We start from the raw sequence: 21457 nt of genomic DNA, 5'->3' as shown, positions 1-21457 counted from the left end.
TAGTCAACATGGGACAATCGTTTAACGCACCTTATGAAGCGATTGGAGAGGAACTTCTATCGCAACTTGTTGATACTTTTTATGAGCGTGTCGCGTCTCATCCTTTGCTGAAGCCGATTTTTCCAAGCGATTTGACAGAAACCGCCAGGAAACAGAAGCAATTCTTAACTCAGTATTTAGGCGGGCCTCCTCTTTATACTGAGGAACACGGCCATCCTATGCTCAGAGCAAGGCATCTTCCCTTTCCAATTACAAACGAGAGAGCTGATGCGTGGCTCAGCTGTATGAAGGACGCAATGGACCATGTAGGGCTGGAGGGCGAAATTCGTGAGTTTTTGTTTGGCCGGCTGGAGTTGACAGCAAGGCATATGGTGAATCAAACGGAAGCGGAGGATCGATCATCTTGACAAACTATCAGCATGAGCTATACTTCGCCCATTGCCACGGTCATCCAAAAAAACCGCTTGAAATTTATATGTTTGTAGACCCTTTATGTCCTGAATGCTGGTCCTTAGAGCCCGTCATCAAAAAGCTGAAAATCAGATACGGACGTTTTTTCACCTTACGCATTATCGCTTCCGCAAGCCTTACCGCTTTAAATAAAAAGCGAAAAAAGCATCTTCTCGCAGAAGCATGGGAAAAGATCGCGAGCCGCTCTGGCATGTCATGTGACGGCAATGTCTGGTTCGAACAGGATCAGCCGCTTTCATCGCCTTATATGGCTGCTCTCGCTTTTAAAGCAGCCGAACTGCAAGGACGAAAAGCCGGCATGCAATTTCTCAGAAATATGCAGGAGAGCCTATTTGTTTCAAAGAAAAATATTACGGATGAAAACGTGCTTTTGGAGATTGCTGAAAATACAAGTCTCGATCTTGAAGAATTCAAAAAAGATCTGCATTCTCAAAGCGCGGTCAAGGCGCTTCAATGTGACATGAAAATTGCTGCCGAGATGGATGTTTCTGTTAATCCGACACTGACGTTTTTTAATACGCAGCATGAGGATGAAGGGCTTAAAGTTCCTGGCAGCTACTCATATGATGTATATGAAGAAATTTTATTTGAGATGCTTGGCGACGAGCCGAAGCCGTCGGAAACACCGCCTTTAGAATGTTTTATTGAATATTTCCGCTTCGTTGCCTCGAAGGAAATTGCTCTTGTATATGACCTGAGCCTTGAAGAGGTAGAAAAAGAAATGAAAAAACTGGCGTTTGCTAAAAAGGTTGCCAAAGTGGAAGCCAAACACGGAATGTTTTGGAAGTCTCTCAGCACTTATTCTGATGAATATCAATCATGTGAAAAATAGCCGCAGGCGTGCATATGCTTGAGGCTGTTTTTTTATGCCATAACCAAACGTACGTTCCATTTTTAGCACTAAAGAAACCGCGCCGGGATAAGCGCGGTTTCATATGTCTTAACGACAACAAAGGGGATGGGAGAAATTTTTCACGGTCAAACAAAGGGGTAATGTTTGTTTGTGATCAATTTCACATCCTTATGATAACAAAAGATGTCGACTTTTGACAACCTCTATGCTTAATGTTCATATTTTTGTCACAAAACATAACGAAGTGCATTCACTCATATCCTTATAAGGAAAAAGGACGAGGAGGACCGCCATGATGTCTACTTTGATCTCAATTGTGTGCATTGCTGTTTTTTTCTGCTTGAATATCTTAGGCATGATGCATATGCTGCCGCTTTATATTACCTCTCCTCTGCTGTTTCTGTCTATTTTGTTTACCCTCTACCGCTTGAATCACCGGAAAACCTTTAAAGGGTTTTAAAAAAGCCTGTGCGTCATTTCCGCACAGGCTTACTTTTTTAAGACTGCTTGACTTTCATCAGCAGCTCTTCCATTTCATCAAGTTTTTCTTCAAACATTTTGCACGCGGCTTCGATTGGCTCTGGAGACGTCATATCAACACCCGCTTTTTTCAGGACATCAATCGGGTATTGTGAGCTTCCCGCTTTCAGGAAGTCAATATAACGGTCAACCGCCGGCTTTCCTTCCTTCAAAATCTGGCTGCTTAATGCTTGGGCAGCGCTGTAACCTGTCGCATACTGATACACATAGTAATTGTAATAGAAGTGCGGAATACGCGACCATTCAAGGCCGATTTCCTTATCAATCACCATGCCGTCTCCAAAATACTTTTTATTCAGGTCGTAATAGACATTTGTCAGAAGCTCAGGTGTAAGCGGCTCGCCTTCTTGCGCCTTTGTATGAATCAGATGTTCAAATTCAGCGAACATCGTTTGTCTGAAGACCGTTCCCCTGAAGCCCTCAAGCATATGGTTGAGAATATATAAGCGCTGTTTTTCATCCTCTAAATTGTTCAGCAAATATTCGCCAAGGAGCGCTTCATTTGTCGTAGAGGCAACTTCCGCGACAAAGATGCTGTAATTGCCGTATGGATAAGGCTGGTGCTTTCTCGTATAGTAGCTGTGTACGGAATGTCCAAACTCGTGCACGAGCGTAAAGAGATTATTGACGTTATTATGCCAGTTCATCAAAATATACGGATTCGTGCCGTAAGCTCCTGATGAATAAGCCCCATTGCGTTTGCCTTTATTTTCGTAAACGTCCACCCAGCGGTTTTCCAGTCCTTCTTTTAGGATAGAGGCATATTCTTCCCCTAAAGGTGCGAGGCCTTTCAGCATGTAATCTTTGGCTTCCTCGTATGTCACCTTCATCCCAGCATCTTTCACAAGCGGTGTATACAGGTCATAGATATGCACTTCATCAAGCTCAAGCACTTTCTTTCTTAGCGCAATATAGCGGTGCAGGAGCGGCAAATGCTTATTAATCGTCTTAACAAGGTTATCGTATACTTCCTCAGGAATACTGTTGTTAGAAAGCGCAGCCTCACGCGCGGACTTGTACTTTTTCACTCTCGCGTAGAAGTTGTCCTTTTTCACAGTGCCGCTTAGCGTCGTGGCCATTGTGTTTTTATATTGTCCGTACGTTTTATACACTGCGTCAAACGCATTTTTGCGGACTTCACGGTTTTCACTTTCCAAGAAATTAATAAAGTTGCCGTGAGTGATCTGTTTTTCATTCCCATCTTCGTCTTTAATGGATGGAAACGTTATATCTGCGTTATTTAACACGCTGAATGTATTTGAAGATGACCCCAGTACCTCGGAGGCTTCAGCAAGCAGCGCCTCTTCCTTCTCGCTCAGCACATGCGGACGTTCCTTTGTAATCTCCTCAATCGCATGAGAGTACAGCTTCAATTCTTCTTTTTCAAGAATGAACTGCTGCAGTTTGTCTTCTTCTATGGATAAAATCTCCGGAACCAAATAAGCTGTCGCGCTTGCGGCCTGTGTATACAGGTTTCCCGCCTTGTCATTCAGCCCCTGGTAAAAGGAGTTCCCAGTATCCTGGTCAGAGCGCATATGCGCATATGTGTACAGCCTACCTAGCCGCTCCATCACTTTATCTTGATACGTAAGAGCCTCGTATAAATGATCAGCTGAATCTGCCAGCTTTCCTTTATACTTAGATAAATTCGGAATTAATTCTTTTACAGCTTGAAATTCTTTATTCCAGGCCTCATCACTAGGAAAAATATCCTCAAGTCTCCATGTGTCTTCTGCCTTTACCTCACTTCTGTCAGGCAGTTGGTTTGCTTTTTTTTCCTCAGCCATGGTGATCCCCCTCGTCTTCTTTGATTCAAGCCAATTGAAAAAACAGCTGTTTCTCAATAAACTTGTGTTGTGAATATCTTCCGGTTTTTCACTGCCTTTTGTCAAATCATATGCAGTAATGAAGAGAACGAATGCCAAAAAAGCAGTAAAAACACGAAAAACCTTTCCTTTTGTGCCTTTCACAGCCTGCCCACCACCTTTGTCTTAGGGTGAGCCAAATAAGACAAACTCATTCTATAAAACAGCTGCGGTCTCTTTCTATGAGATCCTGCATGGAGTGTATGCCTCCTGCAGGCTGATTCAGCACATATACTTCTTTCTGAGTCTCCCTTAAAAATCCCTTCTTGCACAAAAAATCAATATACTGTTTAACCGCTTCTGAAAGACACTCTTCGCTGCATTCGGACCTGAGTGCAATGTTCTTATTATGAATGTGCAGTTTGCACTGCTGCAAAACGGCTGAAAAACGAATTGGCGCACGTTTACCTCCAAGATCCGTCATAAACAAATAAAGAAACCCCTGCCACACAAAAACCGGACTCTTAAAAACTGCCCCTTTTCTAACAGGAACAAACACTTCAGTCGGCAGAAAAGAAAAAGGCGTCTGTCGTTTCTCATAAAACAGCAGCCTAAGGCGATTTGTTTCCTTTGAGTTAAACCGATGGGGTTTATGGCGAAAACGGTGAATCGCTTTCGTCCAGCCTGAATATTGAATTGAGGGTTTCGGTTCAGTGAAAAAAAGATCGCCTGCACCTGCCCGATGGATAGGGATCGTTTGGACTGAGGAATAAGAATGGTTTGTGTAGAATGGAATGATGTGGCTGAGCCGGAGAAAAGAACGCCTTTCAGGACAATAACATATCAGTTCTCTGTATGGACTTGCATTGATAAACTGCCAATGAAAAGTTGAAAGCTGATAAAAGGACGAAGCAGTCCGTTTTAAGCGGCTGTATCCCATAATCCACTGCGGGATGATTCCTTCTTGTTTGAAGCCCTCTGTCCGCTTTTGAAAGACATCTGGAGCGATAGTGGCGCATTGATATTCAACAGCAAGCATATGCTCCTTGATTCTTGCCATGACGTCCGGTCTTTGGTTGATTGTCCTTATATACGGCTCCAATATTGGTGAAGCCCGTTGCGTTTTCAGCCATACATACAGCTGTCTTTTTCCTTCTAAGTGGTAGGCGCTTTCCGGCTCGATGTCTATGGCGCAGGACTTGTTCTGTTTATGGGCAAAATGCGGCGCTTTTTGAAGTCCGAGCTTCACAGCTAGCTCTCCCCCGCATACCGGACAGAAGAACCGTCTCCGCTTTAATTTCTGGTTTTGCTGAGCGCCTAGAAGGTGAAACATTTGGCCGTCTTCAGTCACAGCACTAAACAATTGTCATCTCTCCTTTCCAGATGAAGTATACTTTCTGGAAAAGATGATCAACTCCTGTTCGCTGTATTTTCTGCTTGTCTATATGTTTTTGATTTTTCACATCTCTAAAATGGCATTTTCGTGCATAAAAAAAACCGATTTCCGGAAGGAAATCGGTTTGCTATGATGCAAAGTGTTTTTTTATCGTTTCTAGAGCATGCTCTGAAATAATCAGCTTGCCGTACTCTTCAAGACGGTGTATGCTGATTGAGGATTCAGTTGCGTACTCCAGCAGGATGCTTAGCTGATTTTCAACCTCTTCATCAGTCATATTGCAAAAATCTACATATAAATAATATCGGTTCTCAAACGAATATAAAGTCGTTTTGCTTCCGTTAACGTTCAATTTAGATAGAGAAATAACATCCTCAAAATCGCCAAATCGCAAGACAAATTGAAGCTTTTGCTCCTTCTCTTCCTGATTGACGGCTTGCTCTTCTTTCTGGAAATCATCCAGCAAGGCGTCAAGATCCTCAGATGCTGGTTCTTGCTTTTTATCCTCAGGAATCGGCAGTTCGAGCTTTTGTCCGTCTTTGGAAAGCTGGGCTTTTGTGACGATGATTTCTAATCCTTTGTCCAGTGCCTGAACTTGAATCCAAAGTGGGCCTTCCACAGCGAATTCCTCTTCTTCATGAACTTCATCCATGACTTCCCAGAAAAGTTCTTCACTGCGCTCACGGTTATACCAAATTTCTTCTCTGTCAAAACCGCGATCTTCAATATCTCCGTAAGACATATAAAATTTTACTGTATGCTCGTTAATTCTTTCAATTTCCATTTGCCAACCTTCCCTTCTATATAAGATGTTGAAGGGACATCTAAGCTCCCGATTAATTGTACTTTACTACACTTTACCCATTCCGTCCACATCTTAACCTTAACCAAGGCCAGTGTGAATTCCTTTGTATTTCTATTTTATGATAAAACAGTCACAAAAGAAATAAAAATGCACCTTTGCCTAAAAAACGGCAGATCAGGCGGCTGATATCATAAAATATGACCTGTCTCATATAGTAGTAGTACAAGCGAAGGACTGAAAGCGAGGTGCCGCTTCATGGAGCATGACTATCTGATTTCTCTGCTCGTCATTGTTGGGATTGACCTGATCCTCGGCGGAGATAACGCGGTTGTTATTGCCATGGCCAGCAGACATTTGCCGGACAAGCAAAGACAGCAAGCCATTATTCTCGGAACATTTATTGCCGTTGCCATGAGAATCGGATTAACAAGTGCAGCAGTATATCTTTTGAACATTCCGTTCTTGCAGTGCGCCGGCGGAATTTTCCTGCTGTATTTAGGATATCAGCTGCTGATTGAAAAAAAAGACACGAAACACATTAAAAGCAGCACCTCCCTGTGGAGAGCGATACGAACGATTGTGCTTGCAGATCTCTTTATGTCGCTGGACAACGTCATCGCAGTTGCGGGAGCTTCACACGGTGAGTTTTCTCTCGTTGTTATAGGATTGTGTGTATCGGTTCCGGTTATTATTTGGGGCAGCAAACTCATCCATATTGCACTAGAGAAAATACCGCTTCTGATTTACGCGGGAAGCGGGCTGCTTGCTTATACTGGCGGAGAAATGATTGTCAGAGACAAAAAGCTGTCTCTTTTTATGGCGCAGCACGGCACAGTTGAAACGCTCCTCCCCATTTTGACGGTTGCGTTTGTCATCCTTGCGAGCATTTATTACCAGCAGGTTGAAAAATAAAAGAAGGCTGATGACTCAGCCTTCTTTTGATGATACGATCTATTAGTTTGCCAAACGCTGTGCTTCTCTTAATTGGAAAGAGCGAACTTTTCTTGGCAGGAAACGTCTGATTTCGTCTTCGTTATATCCGACCTGCAAACGTTTTTCGTCAATGATGATCGGACGGCGAAGCAACCCTGGATGCTCGTTGATCAAGCGGTACAAATCTTGCAGCGGCATAGATTCAACGTTCACATTCAGTTTTTGGAATACTTTTGAACGGGTTGAGATGATTTCATCTGTACCATCCTCAGTCATTCGAAGAATTTGTTTTATTTCATCAATTGATAAAGGTTCAGAGAAAATATTTCTTTCTACAAATGGAATATCGTGCTCCTCGAGCCACGCTCTCGCCTTTCTGCATGAAGTACAGCTTGGTGATGTGTATAGTGTAACCATTTATCTTCACTCCTCTAATTAGTAGGATGAACATCTATTTTATTCTTAAATTGAAATTACTCTAAAAAAGGAATCTTTACAGGTATTATACTATAAAAAAGTAAGTGTGAACAGTATCCTAAGAAAAAAATGTGTCAATCCAGCAAATTTTTAATGTTCATGATATGTTCTAATTCTCAATTAGCTTAACTGATCGAAAATATTTTTTTGTTTTTCTTCATCAATGAGTTTCAGGACTTCATCCGTTTTTTCGTACGATTCCCCGTACCATTTCTCGTCTTTATAAGTATGAATGTTTTCATATGTTTGTTTCATGGCTTCAAGAATTTCTTCTTCTGATTCTGTTTTTGGTGACCAGTACAGAATCTCCATCTTGTTTACTTCATTCGTAGCCAATGACCGGCGCCGGTACCCAATTGACTGAGCATGCTTGAAATGCTCTCTTTGATAAAACCTCAGGCGTTTTTCTGTATCAGTATCATCTTCATCCACAGGTTCCACCTCGAGCAATATGGGCTTATTTTTCTTTTTCAGCTTCGCGATCAATTTGCCGCCAAGCCCCTGCCCTCTTGCATCCTTAGACACATACAGATAATCAACGAAGATAAAAGAATCGAACTCCGCAAACATTAAAATATGATGTTTGCCTTCATCTTTATGATAAATATCGCTTCGCTCTTTCAGAAGAGCTTCCATATGCGCTTTTGATTTCATTTCTTCAATTGGAAAGTACTCGCTAAGCTTTTCATACCAGTTCATTGATTTGCTCCTTATGAGTTCGTTGTCTTCATACTTTTAGATATACCCCATTTCTTCTTGTTTAAACAGCCTTACATCTATAAAGACGTGCGAACTTCCGCCATGGTTTCATTTTTTTTTCAGCAAAAACCGAGCCAGCTGCTCCGTTCATTTTGAAGTGTATCTCATTGAACTCGATTTTCTCGCCTGTAATGAACCAGGCGGGGCTGCGCCAGTGCAATCAGAAATGTCATGATATATAATGCAGCAGCCGCGATAAAAGCTATTTTCGCACCAGCAGCATCAGCCACTAGCCCCATAATGGAGTAGGTGACGCCTGACCAAAGAGTCAAAATCGCATTTTTTGCAGCCATGATTCCGATTCGTTTCTGCTCGGGAATAACCTCCTGCAGCATGGTTTCCTGGCAAATATCACGCACCTGATAAAAAGGCCCCATTGCAGCACAAGCCAGAGCGCATAAAAATGGGACTGGAGAAAATGAAAACAAAAGGGTCAGCGCCGACATTACAAGCGAGCTGAACATAATGGCATAGCCCATATTCCGCTCAAAAAAAGAAGAAAAACGAATGGCAATCACACTGCCGACAATTGCGCCTATAAAATAGGAAGCGTTAAACATCCCCCACCACACCTCTGTTTCATGCAAAACAGCCGCAGTAAATGCGAGGAGAATAGCAGATGACCATACGGAACCCGCCAAAGCTTCTATCATGTCCATTACAGTAATGTCTCTTACAATAGGGATGATCATTAAATCCTTCCATATACTTCTGGCAGATGCTGTTTCAGCAGTTCCTACAGCCTCTTCTTCATTTACATGCAGCACACTGATGGAAGCTCCCGATAGAACAAACAGGCAAATAGCAGCGCCGACAATGAGTTCAAAAGGGACGGCGTACGTCAGAAGGCCTCCAAGGCCCCAGCCTGCTGTTAAGAATAATTGATTCGAGAGAGAGATCACACCATTCGCTTTTACATATTGCTTCTTTGGAACAATAATCGGCAGCAGCGCAAATCTTGCCGGCTGAAAAAAAGCGCCCGCGAAGGAAAAACAAAACACAAACAGCAGCGAAATCCAAAAGAATGCCTGTCCGTGATGAGTGACGCTGTATGCCATCAGGATTGTAAAGACCGCTCTCAGCAGATTCGCTCCCACAAGCACCTTTTTAAAACCGAGAATGCGAAGCACCGGAGAGACGCAAAAGCTTGCTGCTATACTCGCAAACGACATGAACGATAAAATAAGGCCCGCCAAAAAAACAGAGTCAGTCATTTGATAGACCCGGACCATTAAAACGATTGTGACGAGGACTCCTGCTAAAGATTGAAAAGATTGAGACAGCAATAGTGCAAAAACATTTTTGTTATGCAGAAATTGAATCGTATTTCGCCTCCGTTTTTTTCCTCTAATTGTAAATGTTATCATTCTCACTTTCTATGAGGACGCAAAAAAACCCTTCAAGAGAAATCTCTTGAAGGATTGATGAATCATGAAAAAGCTTTAAATTCGGCTTCCGTGCACATCACAAAATGTCCCGGTTTGACTTCACGGAATTCCATCGTTTCCCCATCCTTTAATTGATGGACGGACGGATCATATTTCTGGCGAACGCGATTTCTCTCATAGTCTGGATCTGGAAGCGGAATCGCAGAAAGCAATGATTTTGTATATGGGTGAAGCGGATTTTCATAAAGCTCATCTGCCGGCGCAAGCTCAACCAGTTTCCCGAAATACATGACGCCAATGCGGTCACTGATGTATTTGACCATCGATAAATCGTGGGCAATAAACAGGTATGTGAGCCCTTTTTCTTTTTGCAGTTCTTTCATTAAATTCACGACCTGCGCTTGAATGGATACATCCAAAGCGGAAATCGGCTCATCCGCGATAATGAATTCCGGATCAACAGCAAGAGCTCTGGCAATCCCGATTCTTTGGCGCTGGCCGCCGGAAAATTCATGCGGATAGCGGTTCGCGTGTTCCTTGTTTAAACCAACTGTTTCCAATAGTTCATGAACCCTCTGCATCCGCTCTTTTTTCGTTTTTGCCAGCTTATGAATATCAAGACCTTCAGCAATAATATCAGCAACTGTCATTCTCGGATTCAGGGATGCATAGGGGTCTTGGAAAATCATCTGCATTTTGCGGTTGAATTCCAGCAGCTTTTTCCGCGATTTTCTCCCGTGCACATTTTCACCGTTAAACAGCACCTCACCATCGGTTGCTTCGTACAGCCGGATAATGCTTCGGCCTGTTGTCGATTTACCGCAGCCAGATTCACCAACCAGCCCTAATGTTTCACCTTTATAGATATCAAATGATAAATCATCTACAGCCTTAACCGTTCCCCTCGGCGTGACAAAGTGCTGTTTTAAATGTTTGATTTCTAATAGTTTTTCAGTCAATTCATTCACCTTCTCTCACTAAGACAGGTTTTTCAAACGTGTTTGCCAGTTTACGCATTTTCGCTTTTACCGCTTCTGGCGGCTCTACCTTTGGCGCGTCGGGATGAAGCAGCCACGATTTGACATAATGAGTATCAGATACCTTAAACATTGGCGGCTCCTGTTCAAAATCGATTTTCATCGCATAAGGGCTCCGCAGGGCAAAAGCATCTCCTTTTGGCGGGTTTGTCAAATCAGGCGGTGTGCCCGGAATGGCAGTCAGCTCTTCCTCTCCTGAACTTTCCAGTGTCGGCATGGATGCAAGAAGCCCCCAAGTGTACGGATGTCTCGGATCGTAGAAGATTTCGTCTACCGTACCGGTTTCTACAATCTGTCCCGCGTACATGACAGCGACCCGGTCAGCAACGTTAGCCACAACACCAAGATCGTGTGTGATAAAGATGATGGACGTGTCAATTTTCTTTTGCAAATCCTTCATTAATTCCAAAATTTGCGCTTGAATCGTTACATCAAGAGCAGTTGTCGGCTCATCGGCGATCAGAAGCTTCGGATTCGCTGCAAGCGCCATGGCAATGACAACCCTCTGTCTCATCCCGCCTGAAAATTCATGCGGAAATTGGTTCACCCGCTTTTCCGGCATTGGGATACCGACTAATTCCAGCAGTTCAACCGCGCGTTTTTTAGCCGCTTCATTCGAGATCTTTTCGTGTTTAAAAAGCACTTCCGTAATTTGTTTACCGACCTTCATCGTTGGATTTAAAGAGGTCATCGGATCTTGGAATATCATGCCGATCTCTTTTCCCCGGACATTTTGCATTTCTTTTTCGGACAGCGGCACCAGATCCTTTCCTTCAAACAGGATCTCACCGCGTTTGAAATAACCCGGAGGCATTGGAATCAGCTTCATAATCGCTTGAGAGGTTACACTTTTTCCGGAACCTGATTCTCCAACAATGGCCAGCGTCTCCCCTTTATCCAGATGGAAATTCACTCCGCGGATCGCCTGGACCTCTCCGCCATATGTTTTAAATGAAATTGCTAAATCTTTTACTTCTAATAGGCGTGTCACCCGTATCACTCCCTTATTTACGTAACTTAGGATCCAATGCATCTCTTAATCCGTCGCCGACAACGTTAAAGCCAAACATTGTAACGCAGATAAATCCGGCAGGGAAGAATAAACGCCACGGATAATAGGTCAATGCAGGCAATCCGTCAGAAGCCATCGTTCCCCAGCTTGCCAGCGGAGCCGGAACACCGAGTCCCAAATAGCTTAAAAAGGCTTCTGTGAAAATCGCAGTAGGAACTGTCAATGTCATCGTGACCAAAATGGAACCCATTGCGTTTGGCACGATATGTTTAAAAAGCAGACGGGATGTTTTTGCACCCAGTGTCTGTGAAGCAAGCACATACTCTTGATTCTTCAGCTGCAGCACTTGTCCACGCACGATTCTGGCCATGTTAATCCAGCCCGTAATCGTCATGGCAATAATAATCGTAAATAGCCCTTTCGGAAGAACAACCATCAGTAAGATAACCATTAATAATGAAGGAACTGCCCAAAGGATGTCAGCGATACGCATCATGATTTCATCTGTTCTTCCTCCGCGGAAGCCTGAAATGCTCCCCCAAATGACACCGATCAGCAAATCAAGAACAGCGGCTGCAACACCGATAAAGATTGAGATTCGCGCCCCTACCCATGTACGGACGAAAATGTCCCGTCCAAGATCATCTGTTCCGAACCAGTGATCTTTTGAAGGCGGCTTATCCGCATTTAAGAGATTAGTAGTTGAATAATCATACCTTGAGAACATCGGCGCAAAAATTGCCATAAGGATAATAAGTACGATAATGATAAGCCCGACCATTGCAAGCTTATTGCTGCGGAAGCGAAGCATCGCATCTTTCCAGAGGGAAAGGCTCTTTTTACTTATTTTTTCTGCATCGCCGGCATTCGCTGCGGCTGGTTCAAACATGTTTTTTGGAATGTTCTGCATGGCCTAGGCTCCTTTCTTTGCTTTGGAAAGCTTGATTCTTGGATCAATAATGCCGTATAACACATCTACGATTAATACACACAATAGCAGGATGACACTGAAGAACACCGTTACACCCATAATGACCGTATAATCACGGTTTGTAATACTGTTGACGAAGTGTGCACCAAGCCCCGGGATCCCAAAAATGGTTTCAATAATGAAGCTCCCCGTTAAGACCTGTGCGGCCATCGGGCCCATATATGTAACAACCGGCAAAAGTGCGTTTCGAATGGCGTGCCGCACTGTAACCGCTGGGCGGGACAGCCCTTTCGCTTTCGCTGTGCGGATATAATCACTGTTTAACACTTCGATCATGCTTGAACGGGAAAGTCTGGCAATAAACGCCATCGGCATGGAAGCAAGTGCGATTGAAGGCAAAAAGGTGTATGCCCAGGAATCCCACCCCGCGACCGGAAACAGCCCAAGCTTCATGGAGAACACATATTGCAGAACAGCCGCCATGATAAAGCTCGGAACCGAAATACCAAATATCGTTAAAATCGCGACGGTATAATCCTGCCACTTATTATGGTAAAGGGCTGCAATGACCCCAAACAATACACCTAACGCTAAAGCGAGGAGAATAGCTTCTGCTCCAAGAGTAAATGAAACGGGGAAACCTGAACTGATCAGGTCGTTAACACTCTGACCTTTATATTTAAATGACGGTCCGAAATCCCACATTGCAACTGATTTCAAATAACTGACATATTGTACAAACAGCGGCTTGTCCAAGCCATAATGCGCATTTAAATTTGCTTCAATTTCAGGCGGAAGCTTTTTCTCACCTGAAAATGGCCCGCCCGGTGCTGCTTGCATTAAGAAGAATGTCACAGTTACAATCACAAATAGTGTGATAATCATATAGACTAAGCGTCTTCCGATATATTTTAGCAAGGGGGAACACCTCCATGGTTTTTACATTTTTATACTCCATCAGTAAGAAAGGTATATGGGGCTTTTCTCCCCATATACCTTGAGGTCTTTTATTTTCAGACGTAGCCTTATTTAAAATATGCGTTTCTGAAATAAACCTCACCAGTACCTGGCATGATAACACCTTTTAGGTTTTCATCCTGTACCCAAGTATCAGTATAGAAATAGATTGGGGCAACCGGCATTTCATCAATGAAAATACCTTCTGCTTTTTTCAGCAGCTCTGCACGTTTTGTTTTATCTGTTTCAGTTTGTGACTGATTCAGAAGCTTTTTGAATTCTGGATTTTCCCAGCCTGTATCGTTATTTCCTCCGTTTTTGTCACGGAACAATTCAAGGAAGTTGATAGGATCATTGAAGTCGCCGAGCCAGCCCATACGGCCGATTTGATAATCTTGGCTATGGAGCTTATCAATATAGACATTCCACTCTGAGTTATCAAGCTCAACATCAACGCCTAAATTTTTCTTCCACATTTCTTGTACTGCTTGAGCGATTTTCGCGTGTGCGTCATCAGTGTTGTAAGACAATTTGATTTTCGGCAAATCAGATGCCTTGCTTAAGCCCATTTCTTTTAGGCCTTTTTCAAGGTATTCTTTTGCTGTTTTGACATCATTGTCTTTGAAGTATCCTTCTTTGTTATCCTCAAATCCCTTCATTGTAGGCGGCACTGCAGCCATTGCCGGGATTTGCTCTCCTTGCGTAACGTTTTTAACAATCGACTGACGGTCAAGCGAATATGTTAAAGCTTTACGGATATTGACGTTGTCTAATGGCTTAGCTTCAGTGTTGAATTTGTACCAATACACTCCTGCAATCGGCTCAACATGTAAAGAACCGTCTTTTTTCAGGGTCGGCAGGGATTCTGTCGGAAGCTGTCCGAGCGGCATACCGGCCCAATCAAGTTCGCCAGCTTGGAATTTTTTTAGTTCCGTATTGTTATTGTTGATCATAACCATATCGATTTTCTTCAGTTTGACTTTGTCTTTATCCCAATACTGGTCATTTTTTTCGAGAGTAATAGAGCCGCTGTGTTTCCATGCCGTCATTTTGAACGGCCCGTTTGATACATAATCATCTCCGGCATTTGTATTCCACTTTTTATTTTTCTCTGCAATTTTCTTATTGATCGGCATATACGTATAGAACGCAGTTAATTCAGTGAAATATGGAGTCGGGTTATTTAATTCAACCTTCAGCGTTTTGTCATTCACAGCTTTTACTGCCACATCGTCTAGGCTGCCTTTTCCGGTATTCGCCGCTTCAGCACCTTTTATGTAGTAGAGCTGGTAAGCGTATTGTGATTCGTTATTAGGGTCAAGCGCCCATTTCCAAGCATATTCAAAATCTTGTGCAGTTACAGGGTCTCCATTAGACCATTTCACACCATCACGAATGGTAAATGTATATGTCTTTCCGTCCTTGCTCGTTTCAATCTTAGAAGCCATGCCTTCTTCAGGCTCACCATCTGCATTGATACGTGTCAATCCTTCAAAAGTCTGACGGATAACACCGCCTGATACTGAATCATTTGCCAATCCCGGATGTAAGGAGAACGGCTCAGTTTTAATATTAATGTTAAGTGTCGTCTTTCCTTTACTGTCCTTTTTCCCTTCACCGTTTGATCCGCTGCCGCCAAAGCCGCACGCGCTCAGCACGAGAGTGAAAATGAGCATCAACGTGACAATCGACCAACGTTTTTTCATATTCGCAAACCCCCTAATAATAATTTTTCAGCTCCTTACGGCTAAATCCTCAGAAATATCAGACAAATGAACCTGAGTTTCCACAACTTTTATTCTGTTCCGTCTTTTCTGATTATTTTTGTAAAAAAGCTGTAACAATAGAGTGAACAAGTTCATTATAATGAAACAAATAATTTATTGCAATATTATTTTATCAATTTAAAATATTTAAACTTCGTTAGTTTTTCTTCCATGAACATAATATCCTTCTACCATTTAAAGCATAAATTGATTAAAAACTTTTTCATGTGTTTTCTGCCCATATTGCTTTTTACATATAATATCTGCCTGTTTTTACGCTGATAGCAGTTATCATTTAAGGATTTTACAGCACTCGTGTTATTTATATTATTACAATTTTACTGGAAAAAAGAATGTTTTTTCATGATGACAATTGGTTATAATTGATTTATAATGAAGCAATCAAAAGAAAAGCTTGCTATGAAAAAGAGTAGTACACGTTTCACCTGTTTGAAGAGAGTCTGCGGTGCTGGGAGCAGATAACGGGCAATGTGGAATGGACTTTGGAGCAGCTGACCGAACTGGAAAAAAGTAGGCTCAGCCGGAGCAGTCTCCGTTACAAACGTCAGAGTGATTTCATTTTAATGGAATAATCAGGGTGGTACCACGGTTCATTCGTCCCTTTTTTACAGGGGAAGAATGAGCCTTTTTTATTATGTTTTAAGAAATGAGGTTGATGTTTTCATGAAACAAACGATTTTTTCAGGCATTCAGCCAAGCGGCTCAGTGACGCTCGGCAACTATATCGGTGCAATGAAGCAGTTTGTCGAACTGCAGCATGATTATAACAGCTATTTTTGCATCGTGGACCAGCATGCGATAACTGTTCCTCAAGACCGGCTTGAGCTTAGAAAGAATATCCGCAATCTCGCGGCGCTTTACTTAGCTGTCGGACTTGATCCAGAAAAAGCAACATTGTTTATTCAGTCAGAGGTCCCCGCGCATGCGCAGGCCGGATGGATGATGCAGTGTGTCGCCTATATCGGCGAGCTTGAGCGGATGACTCAATTTAAGGACAAATCCAAAGGCAATGAAGCTGTCGTCTCCGGCCTGTTAACGTATCCGCCGCTGATGGCCGCTGATATTCTGCTGTACGGAACGGATCTTGTACCTGTCGGCGAGGATCAAAAGCAGCACCTTGAACTGACGCGGAATCTTGCAGAACGCTTCAACAAAAAATACAACGACATCTTTACGATTCCGGAAGTGAAAATTCCAAAAGTCGGTGCACGCATCATGTCTCTGAATGATCCGCTGAAGAAAATGAGCAAATCTGATCCAAATCAGAAAGCTTATATTACCCTGCTGGATGAACCGAAGCTTCTTGAAAAGAAAATCAAAAGCGCTGTGACAGATTCTGAAGGCATTGTGAAATTTGACAAAGAAAACAAACCGGGCGTTTCCAACCTTCTTACAATTTATTCAATCCTCGGCAATACGACAATTGAAGAGCTTGAAGCAAAGTACGAAGGAAAAGGCTACGGCGAGTTTAAAGGTGATTTGGCAGAAGTCGTGGTGAACGCATTAAAACCGATCCAGGACCGCTATTATGAGCTGATAGAATCTGAAGAATTAGACCGGATTCTTGATGAAGGCGCGGAACGGGCGAACCGGACAGCAAACAAAATGCTGAAAAAAATGGAGAATGCCATGGGTCTTGGAAGAAAAAGACGCTGATCAAAAAACCGCTCTTTGCAAAGAGCGGTTTTTTTCAGTTGACCTTTGATTCGTTTTCCATTTCCCAAAGCTTTTCGAAAAAAGGCTGTCCTTTTATTAGGTTTTCGCAAAAAGCTAGGTGTTTGTCCGACCAGCCTTCAATTGTTTCGTTATACAGCATGTCCCAAATCTCTTCAAAGCTCATCCTTTTGATTTGTTCATACATATGCGGATTCCACTCTGTGTACCAGTAGCCGATTTCAGCCCGGTTTTTCAGCCCTTTTAATTGGTCAAGCGCCATAAACATCAGCTGCTTAATTTGCCGTTCTTTTCTAGTCAGTCCTCTGACATGTTCTGGTGCTAATGATAAGATGTGATATTCCTTAGAGGATTCCAGCTTCTTTGGCTCAAATTCATATGTTTCAGGCTCTACATCTTTTACCATTTCATAAACGAGCTGCTCCTGTCTTGGGATCAGACGGCTTTTTCTGACAGGGATCGTGTAGCCGATCGTGTCGACAGCTAAAATGCCGATTCCGTCTGTTACGACAAAACAATACTCAAGCTTTGTCCGCTCATGATTTTTCCGAATGTACGATTTCTGATGTACGTCTTCAAGCAAACCTTTCGGAAGCTCTGACAAATCGTTTTCTATGTAATGAAACAGTACTGACGGCACCCTTAACAGCGGCACCTGATCCAAAAGCTCAACCGTATCTTCCTTGCGCCATTCGTGAAAGTGGCATACATTGTAGCCATTTTCTTCCCCTTCAAACCAATTGACCCACACATCATGAAGAAATAACATCTCTAACCCCTCACTTTTATAAAAACTGTTGTCCACAGTATAGGCAAGGGATAGAGAAATTATTCCAAAGAGATTGAGGAAATCTGGAATCACTGGATTTATGTAAGAATCACAAAAAGCAGATCTCTTTGTATATTTTCTGACAAAAGGAGACCTGCTTTTTTTCTGATTTGGTGATATTTTATTACAGATATTATATTCATTTTTATTTAATATTTTTCGGGTCAAGCGCATCCCGCAGGCCATCACCGACAAAGTTGAAGCATAAAACGGTCATTAAAATAAATAGCCCGGGAAATAACGGGTACCACCATGCTTGAATCATTACTGTGAAATTCTGTGCGTCTTGAAGCATGTTCCCCCAGCTAGCGATTGGCGGCTGGATTCCAAAGCCCAAGTAGCTTAGCGCCGATTCAGCTAGAATAACAGACCCTACTTTCAGCGTAGCTGACACGATAATCGGCCCTAACGCATTGGGCAGGATATGAGAAAAAATAATTTTGTGCGTTTTTGTTCCAATTGTTTTAGCAGCAAGAACATATTCCCTTGAACGGAGCGACAAGAATTCTCCCCTTACTAATCGTGCTGTTGTGGTCCATCCTGTGAGACAGAAAATTAAAATCAGTTTGTCCACACCCGGCTTGAAGATGGTGACCAGCGTGATCAACAAGAAAATATCAGGAATGGATAACACAATGTCAACTACACGCATAATGACAGCATCCACTATTCCTCTGAAATATCCGGCTAATGCTCCTAAAACCGTTCCGATCAAAATTGAACCGACTACGGACGCAAATCCAACCAATAAAGAGACACGCGCTCCATATAGGATCCGGCTGAAAATATCACGTCCAAATTTATCCGTTCCCATCAGATGTTCAAGGCCCGGCGCCTTATATTTATCAAGCAGGCTTTGCTGCTCTTGGGGATAAGGTGCAATTAAAGGGGCGAAAACAGCCGACATAATAATGATAAAAAGAATAACGGCACCTAAAATGGCCAGTTTGTTTTTCGAGAATTTTTCCCAGAAAATCTTTGTCATTGTTTCTGGCTTTTTCGAAATATTTTCTTTCAGCCTGATCTCCGGCGAGGGAGTTGTTTGCAGCTCTGACATCTCTGTTTCCCTCCTTTTAATATTCGATCCGCGGATCAACAATCGCGTAAAGGATGTCTGCAATGAGGTTTCCGACAACGACAAGAACCGCCGAGATCACAGTCATTGCCATGATAACCGGATAATCGCGCTGGAATGCTGAATCGACAAACAGCTTTCCTAATCCCGGCCAAGTGAAAATTTGTTCGACAACGACAGATCCGCCGATAAATGAAGGAATCATCAAACCGAAAATTGTAATGACGGGTAATAATGCATTCCTCAATCCATGTTTAAATAGCACTCTGTTCTCTTTAAATCCTTTTGCTCTCGCTGTGCGAATATAATCTTGATTTAATACATCAAGCATATTGGATCTCGTGTATCTCGTCAGTCCGGCCATGTCAGCTGTAGCTAGAACGAATGCAGGCAGAATTAAATGATGAATCCGGTCAAATATATTGAATTCGGTATTCAGTGTCTCGACACCCCCAGTTGGAAACCAGCCGAGATTTACCGATAACACCATAATCAAAATTAATCCAAACCAAAAGTTTGGAATAGCCAGGCCTATAAACGAGGTAAATGTAATGCCATAGTCGATTTTTGAATACGGCCGCTTTGCCGACAGGACACCGAACGGAATAGAAATCATAAGAGCCAAAATCGTTGAAACCAGCATCAGCAGGAGCGTATTGGGTAGTCTTGCCATAATCAATTCTGAAACAGGCGTTCCTTTTCTGACAATAGACGTTCCGAAATCACCCTGCACCATGTTGCCTAGCCACTTTAAATATTGAACGTACTGAGGATCATTCAGACCGTATTTTTCAATAAACTGCTCTCTGTCAGCCTGGCTGATTTTCGGGTCCATCATTAATGTCATCGGATCTCCGGGCGCGGCTTTCATGATAACAAATGATAAAATCGTAATTCCCAATAAAATCGGGATAGACATTAAGGTTCTTCTGATAATATATGCAGCCATATACTTGTCCCCCTTTACTTTCCTTATTAAAAACAGAAGAGGGAGAAAACGCTCTCCCTCCCCTTTAAGGGAAATTTATTTTGCAAGCCACCATTTTTCAATATTATACAAATCACGTTTCGGATGATATTTGTATCCTTCAAGATTTTCCGGCATTGCCATATGGTTGTTAGGATAATACAAGAACGTATACGGCTGATCTTCCGCAATTTTTTGATAGATTTGCTCATATTCTTTTGAATACTGCTTTCTGTCACTGATTGATTTTGCATCTTTCATGAGTTTATCCGCTTCGGCATTTTTATACCAAACGTAGTTCAAACCCTTTTTAATCTGGCTTGAATGGAAAATATCATATTGATCCGGGAATGTGGATAAACTCCATCCCATGACCATTGCATCAAAATCCCAATTCGGAGGATTCATTTGTTCAACGAGAGCGCTCCATTCAACGATCTGGGTTTTCACTTCAATGCCGATTTTTTTCAGCTGTTCCTGAACGACGACAGCGATGTCTTCACGGACTTTGTTTCCTTGGTTCGTTTTAAGGGTAAACGAGAATTTCTTTCCGTCTTTATCCAGAATGCCGTCACCGTTCGTATCTTTCCAGCCGGCTTCTGCAAGCATCTGTTTCGCTTTTTTCTCGTTGTACTCAAATTTCGGAACATCTATATCTTTAGGATAGTTCCAAGATAAAGGGCTTTCCGGAATGTAAGCTACCTCGCCGTCTCCATCTAATACTTGGCTGACGATTGACTCGCGGTCAAGAGCGGTTGTTAGCGCTTGACGAACCTTTTTATCCTTGAATAATTCATTTTTTTCATTCCACCCGATGTACACATAACTTAATGCCAAATCAGTAACGATTTTTAGGTTGTTGAATTTTTCAGCCGTTTTGTAGTCAGTGGCGGGCACATTAAAGAAATTAATATCGCCTGCCTGCAGCTGAGCAACGGCAGCATTTGCGTCAGGAATGACTTTATACGTCACAGTATCTAAATACGGTCTTCCTTCAAAGTAATCATCATTCGCTTCGAGCTTAATATATTGGCCCTGCTTCCATTCCTTAAACTTAAATGGTCCTGAACCGATTGGTTTCTTTCTGTTAAACTCATTTTCTTCTAAATCAGCAATCGGAACATTACCGAGAATATGTTTCGGCAGAATAGCTGTGCTGTCTAACGCATTGTTGTAGAAATTACCGTCTTTATATTTCAGCTTAAACAAGACTTCGTAATCGCCTTTTTTTTCTACGGATTTCAGCATTTCATATGTTGAACCGCGTTCTCCCTTGTAATCTTTGCTTAAAGGGACACTGTACGTAAATACGACGTCGTCTGCAGTCAGTTCTTTTCCGTCATGAAACTTAACGCCTTTTTTAATTTTCACATCATATGCAAGGCCGCCGTCTAATTCTTTAATGCTTTCAGCGAGTGACAATTTCACATTTAGTTTTTCATCCGTTTTCGTTAAAAAGCTGTACAGCATATTTTCAATATCCGTACTTGCGTCATCGGTAGAATACAGAGAGTTAAAAAGTGTGGGTTCTCCGATTGAACCAACAACCAAATCCCCGCCTTGCTGCGGTTTGCCTGCTGATTTTTTCGCGCTGCTGTTGCTTGATTTTGATCCCGAGCAGGCTGATAAAAAGATGGCCAGAACCATCAATACACTTAGCATCATCAGTGCGGTTTTCCGTCTTTTCATTAGATATTCCCCCTCTTGAAATGTTCGTTCTTCTCAGCTGTTGTTTATGTAGTGTGCATACCCCCTCTCAAA

The 21457-nt window shown here is 42.5% G+C and carries 22 protein-coding genes and 1 other annotated feature; of the genes, 6 read left to right on the top strand and 16 right to left on the bottom strand.

What is annotated here, in order from left to right; translation table 11 throughout:
- Positions 1-8: 8 nt before the first annotated feature.
- From MHB62_RS06155 to MHB62_RS06145, 3 genes are all read left to right on the top strand, one after another.
- Positions 9-407 carry a group 2 truncated hemoglobin YjbI gene (locus MHB62_RS06155; RefSeq protein WP_003232928.1) on the top strand — a complete coding sequence of 133 codons (399 nt, stop codon included), beginning with the start codon at positions 9-11 and terminating at the stop codon, positions 405-407.
- Positions 404-1303, top strand: coding sequence for a protease adaptor protein SpxH (gene spxH, locus MHB62_RS06150; protein WP_003245184.1), 900 nt, complete (start codon positions 404-406; stop codon positions 1301-1303). Before MHB62_RS06155 ends, spxH begins: the two co-directional genes overlap by 4 nt.
- Positions 1304-1616: 313 nt before the next feature.
- Positions 1617-1784 (top strand): hypothetical protein, encoded by a 168-nt coding sequence (locus MHB62_RS06145; RefSeq protein WP_003244944.1) that lies wholly within the window; start codon positions 1617-1619, stop codon positions 1782-1784.
- A 37-nt stretch (positions 1785-1821) separates the two neighbouring features.
- Here the strand turns inward: MHB62_RS06145 and pepF are convergent, their stop codons facing one another.
- Together pepF and coiA are read right to left on the bottom strand one after the other, a co-directional pair.
- Entirely contained in the window at positions 1822-3651 is a 1830-nt protein-coding gene (pepF, locus tag MHB62_RS06140; protein WP_003245178.1) for an oligoendopeptidase F, read from the bottom strand.
- Between the two features lie 229 nt (positions 3652-3880).
- Positions 3881-5032, bottom strand: a complete 1152-nt coding sequence (gene coiA, locus MHB62_RS06135; protein WP_003245839.1) for a competence protein CoiA — start codon at positions 5030-5032, stop codon at positions 3881-3883.
- 43 nt (positions 5033-5075) lie between these two features.
- On the opposite strand from coiA, the gene MHB62_RS06130 reads away from it, so the two are divergent.
- The gene (locus MHB62_RS06130; protein ID WP_003245684.1) at positions 5076-5198 is read left to right on the top strand and encodes a hypothetical protein; all 123 of its coding nucleotides are present in this window, start codon (positions 5076-5078) and stop codon (positions 5196-5198) included.
- Here MHB62_RS06130 and mecA read toward each other — a convergent pair.
- Entirely contained in the window at positions 5193-5849 is a 657-nt protein-coding gene (gene mecA, locus MHB62_RS06125; protein WP_003245194.1) for an adaptor protein MecA, read from the bottom strand. The two genes, MHB62_RS06130 and mecA, sit on opposite strands and share 6 nt — an antisense overlap.
- Positions 5816-5956 (bottom strand): hypothetical protein, encoded by a 141-nt coding sequence (locus MHB62_RS06120; protein ID WP_119122854.1) that lies wholly within the window; start codon positions 5954-5956, stop codon positions 5816-5818. The genes mecA and MHB62_RS06120 overlap by 34 nt, the downstream gene beginning before the upstream one ends.
- A 169-nt stretch (positions 5957-6125) precedes the next feature.
- Here MHB62_RS06120 and MHB62_RS06115 point away from each other — a divergent pair, with 169 nt between their 5' ends.
- Positions 6126-6782: a TerC family protein gene (locus MHB62_RS06115; RefSeq protein ID WP_003232944.1), complete on the top strand. Its 657-nt coding sequence runs from the start codon at positions 6126-6128 to the stop codon at positions 6780-6782.
- A 42-nt stretch (positions 6783-6824) separates the two neighbouring features.
- On the opposite strand, the gene spx is transcribed toward MHB62_RS06115, so the two are convergent.
- From spx to oppA, 8 genes are all read right to left on the bottom strand, one after another.
- Positions 6825-7220: a transcriptional regulator Spx gene (gene spx / locus MHB62_RS06110; protein ID WP_014476435.1), complete on the bottom strand. Its 396-nt coding sequence runs from the start codon at positions 7218-7220 to the stop codon at positions 6825-6827.
- A gap of 180 nt (positions 7221-7400) precedes the next feature.
- A complete protein-coding gene (locus MHB62_RS06105; RefSeq protein WP_003224597.1) occupies positions 7401-7979 on the bottom strand; it encodes a GNAT family N-acetyltransferase in 579 nt (192 codons plus the stop codon).
- Between the two features lie 164 nt (positions 7980-8143).
- Positions 8144-9361 (bottom strand): MFS transporter, encoded by a 1218-nt coding sequence (locus tag MHB62_RS06100; protein WP_074794275.1) that lies wholly within the window; start codon positions 9359-9361, stop codon positions 8144-8146.
- A gap of 107 nt (positions 9362-9468) precedes the next feature.
- The gene (gene oppF / locus MHB62_RS06095) at positions 9469-10386 is read right to left on the bottom strand and encodes an oligopeptide ABC transporter ATP-binding protein OppF (RefSeq protein ID WP_003245567.1); all 918 of its coding nucleotides are present in this window, start codon (positions 10384-10386) and stop codon (positions 9469-9471) included.
- Between the two features lies 1 nt (position 10387).
- Entirely contained in the window at positions 10388-11464 is a 1077-nt protein-coding gene (gene oppD, locus MHB62_RS06090) for an oligopeptide ABC transporter ATP-binding protein OppD (protein ID WP_074794192.1), read from the bottom strand.
- Positions 11465-11468: 4 nt separating this feature from the next.
- Positions 11469-12386, bottom strand: coding sequence for an oligopeptide ABC transporter permease OppC (gene oppC / locus MHB62_RS06085; RefSeq protein WP_015715665.1), 918 nt, complete (start codon positions 12384-12386; stop codon positions 11469-11471).
- A gap of 3 nt (positions 12387-12389) precedes the next feature.
- On the bottom strand, positions 12390-13325 hold the full coding sequence (oppB, locus tag MHB62_RS06080; protein WP_003245554.1) for an oligopeptide ABC transporter permease OppB: 936 nt from the start codon (positions 13323-13325) through the stop codon (positions 12390-12392).
- A gap of 107 nt (positions 13326-13432) precedes the next feature.
- The gene (oppA, locus tag MHB62_RS06075; RefSeq protein ID WP_003232957.1) at positions 13433-15070 is read right to left on the bottom strand and encodes an oligopeptide ABC transporter substrate-binding protein OppA; all 1638 of its coding nucleotides are present in this window, start codon (positions 15068-15070) and stop codon (positions 13433-13435) included.
- Positions 15071-15541: 471 nt separating this feature from the next.
- Positions 15542-15756 (top strand) — a binding site (T-box leader).
- Between the two features lie 58 nt (positions 15757-15814).
- Between oppA and trpS the strand changes: the two genes are divergently transcribed.
- Positions 15815-16807 carry a tryptophan--tRNA ligase gene (gene trpS / locus MHB62_RS06070; RefSeq protein WP_015483084.1) on the top strand — a complete coding sequence of 331 codons (993 nt, stop codon included), beginning with the start codon at positions 15815-15817 and terminating at the stop codon, positions 16805-16807.
- Positions 16808-16841: 34 nt separating this feature from the next.
- Here trpS and MHB62_RS06065 read toward each other — a convergent pair whose 3' ends face one another.
- From MHB62_RS06065 to MHB62_RS06050, 4 genes are all read right to left on the bottom strand, one after another.
- Entirely contained in the window at positions 16842-17594 is a 753-nt protein-coding gene (locus tag MHB62_RS06065; protein WP_003239298.1) for a YjbA family protein, read from the bottom strand.
- Positions 17595-17799: 205 nt separating this feature from the next.
- Positions 17800-18711, bottom strand: a complete 912-nt coding sequence (gene appC / locus MHB62_RS06060; protein WP_003232961.1) for an oligopeptide ABC transporter permease AppC — start codon at positions 18709-18711, stop codon at positions 17800-17802.
- Between the two features lie 16 nt (positions 18712-18727).
- Positions 18728-19678: an oligopeptide ABC transporter permease AppB gene (gene appB / locus MHB62_RS06055; RefSeq protein WP_003245828.1), complete on the bottom strand. Its 951-nt coding sequence runs from the start codon at positions 19676-19678 to the stop codon at positions 18728-18730.
- Between the two features lie 75 nt (positions 19679-19753).
- The gene (locus MHB62_RS06050; protein ID WP_003245082.1) at positions 19754-21385 is read right to left on the bottom strand and encodes a peptide-binding protein; all 1632 of its coding nucleotides are present in this window, start codon (positions 21383-21385) and stop codon (positions 19754-19756) included.
- Between the last annotated feature and the right edge of the window lie 72 nt (positions 21386-21457).

Source organism: Bacillus sp. FSL K6-0255 (assembly GCF_045040725.1).
GTDB lineage: Bacteria > Bacillota > Bacilli > Bacillales > Bacillaceae > Bacillus > Bacillus subtilis.
This window is presented reverse-complemented; position numbering and strand designations above follow the sequence as displayed.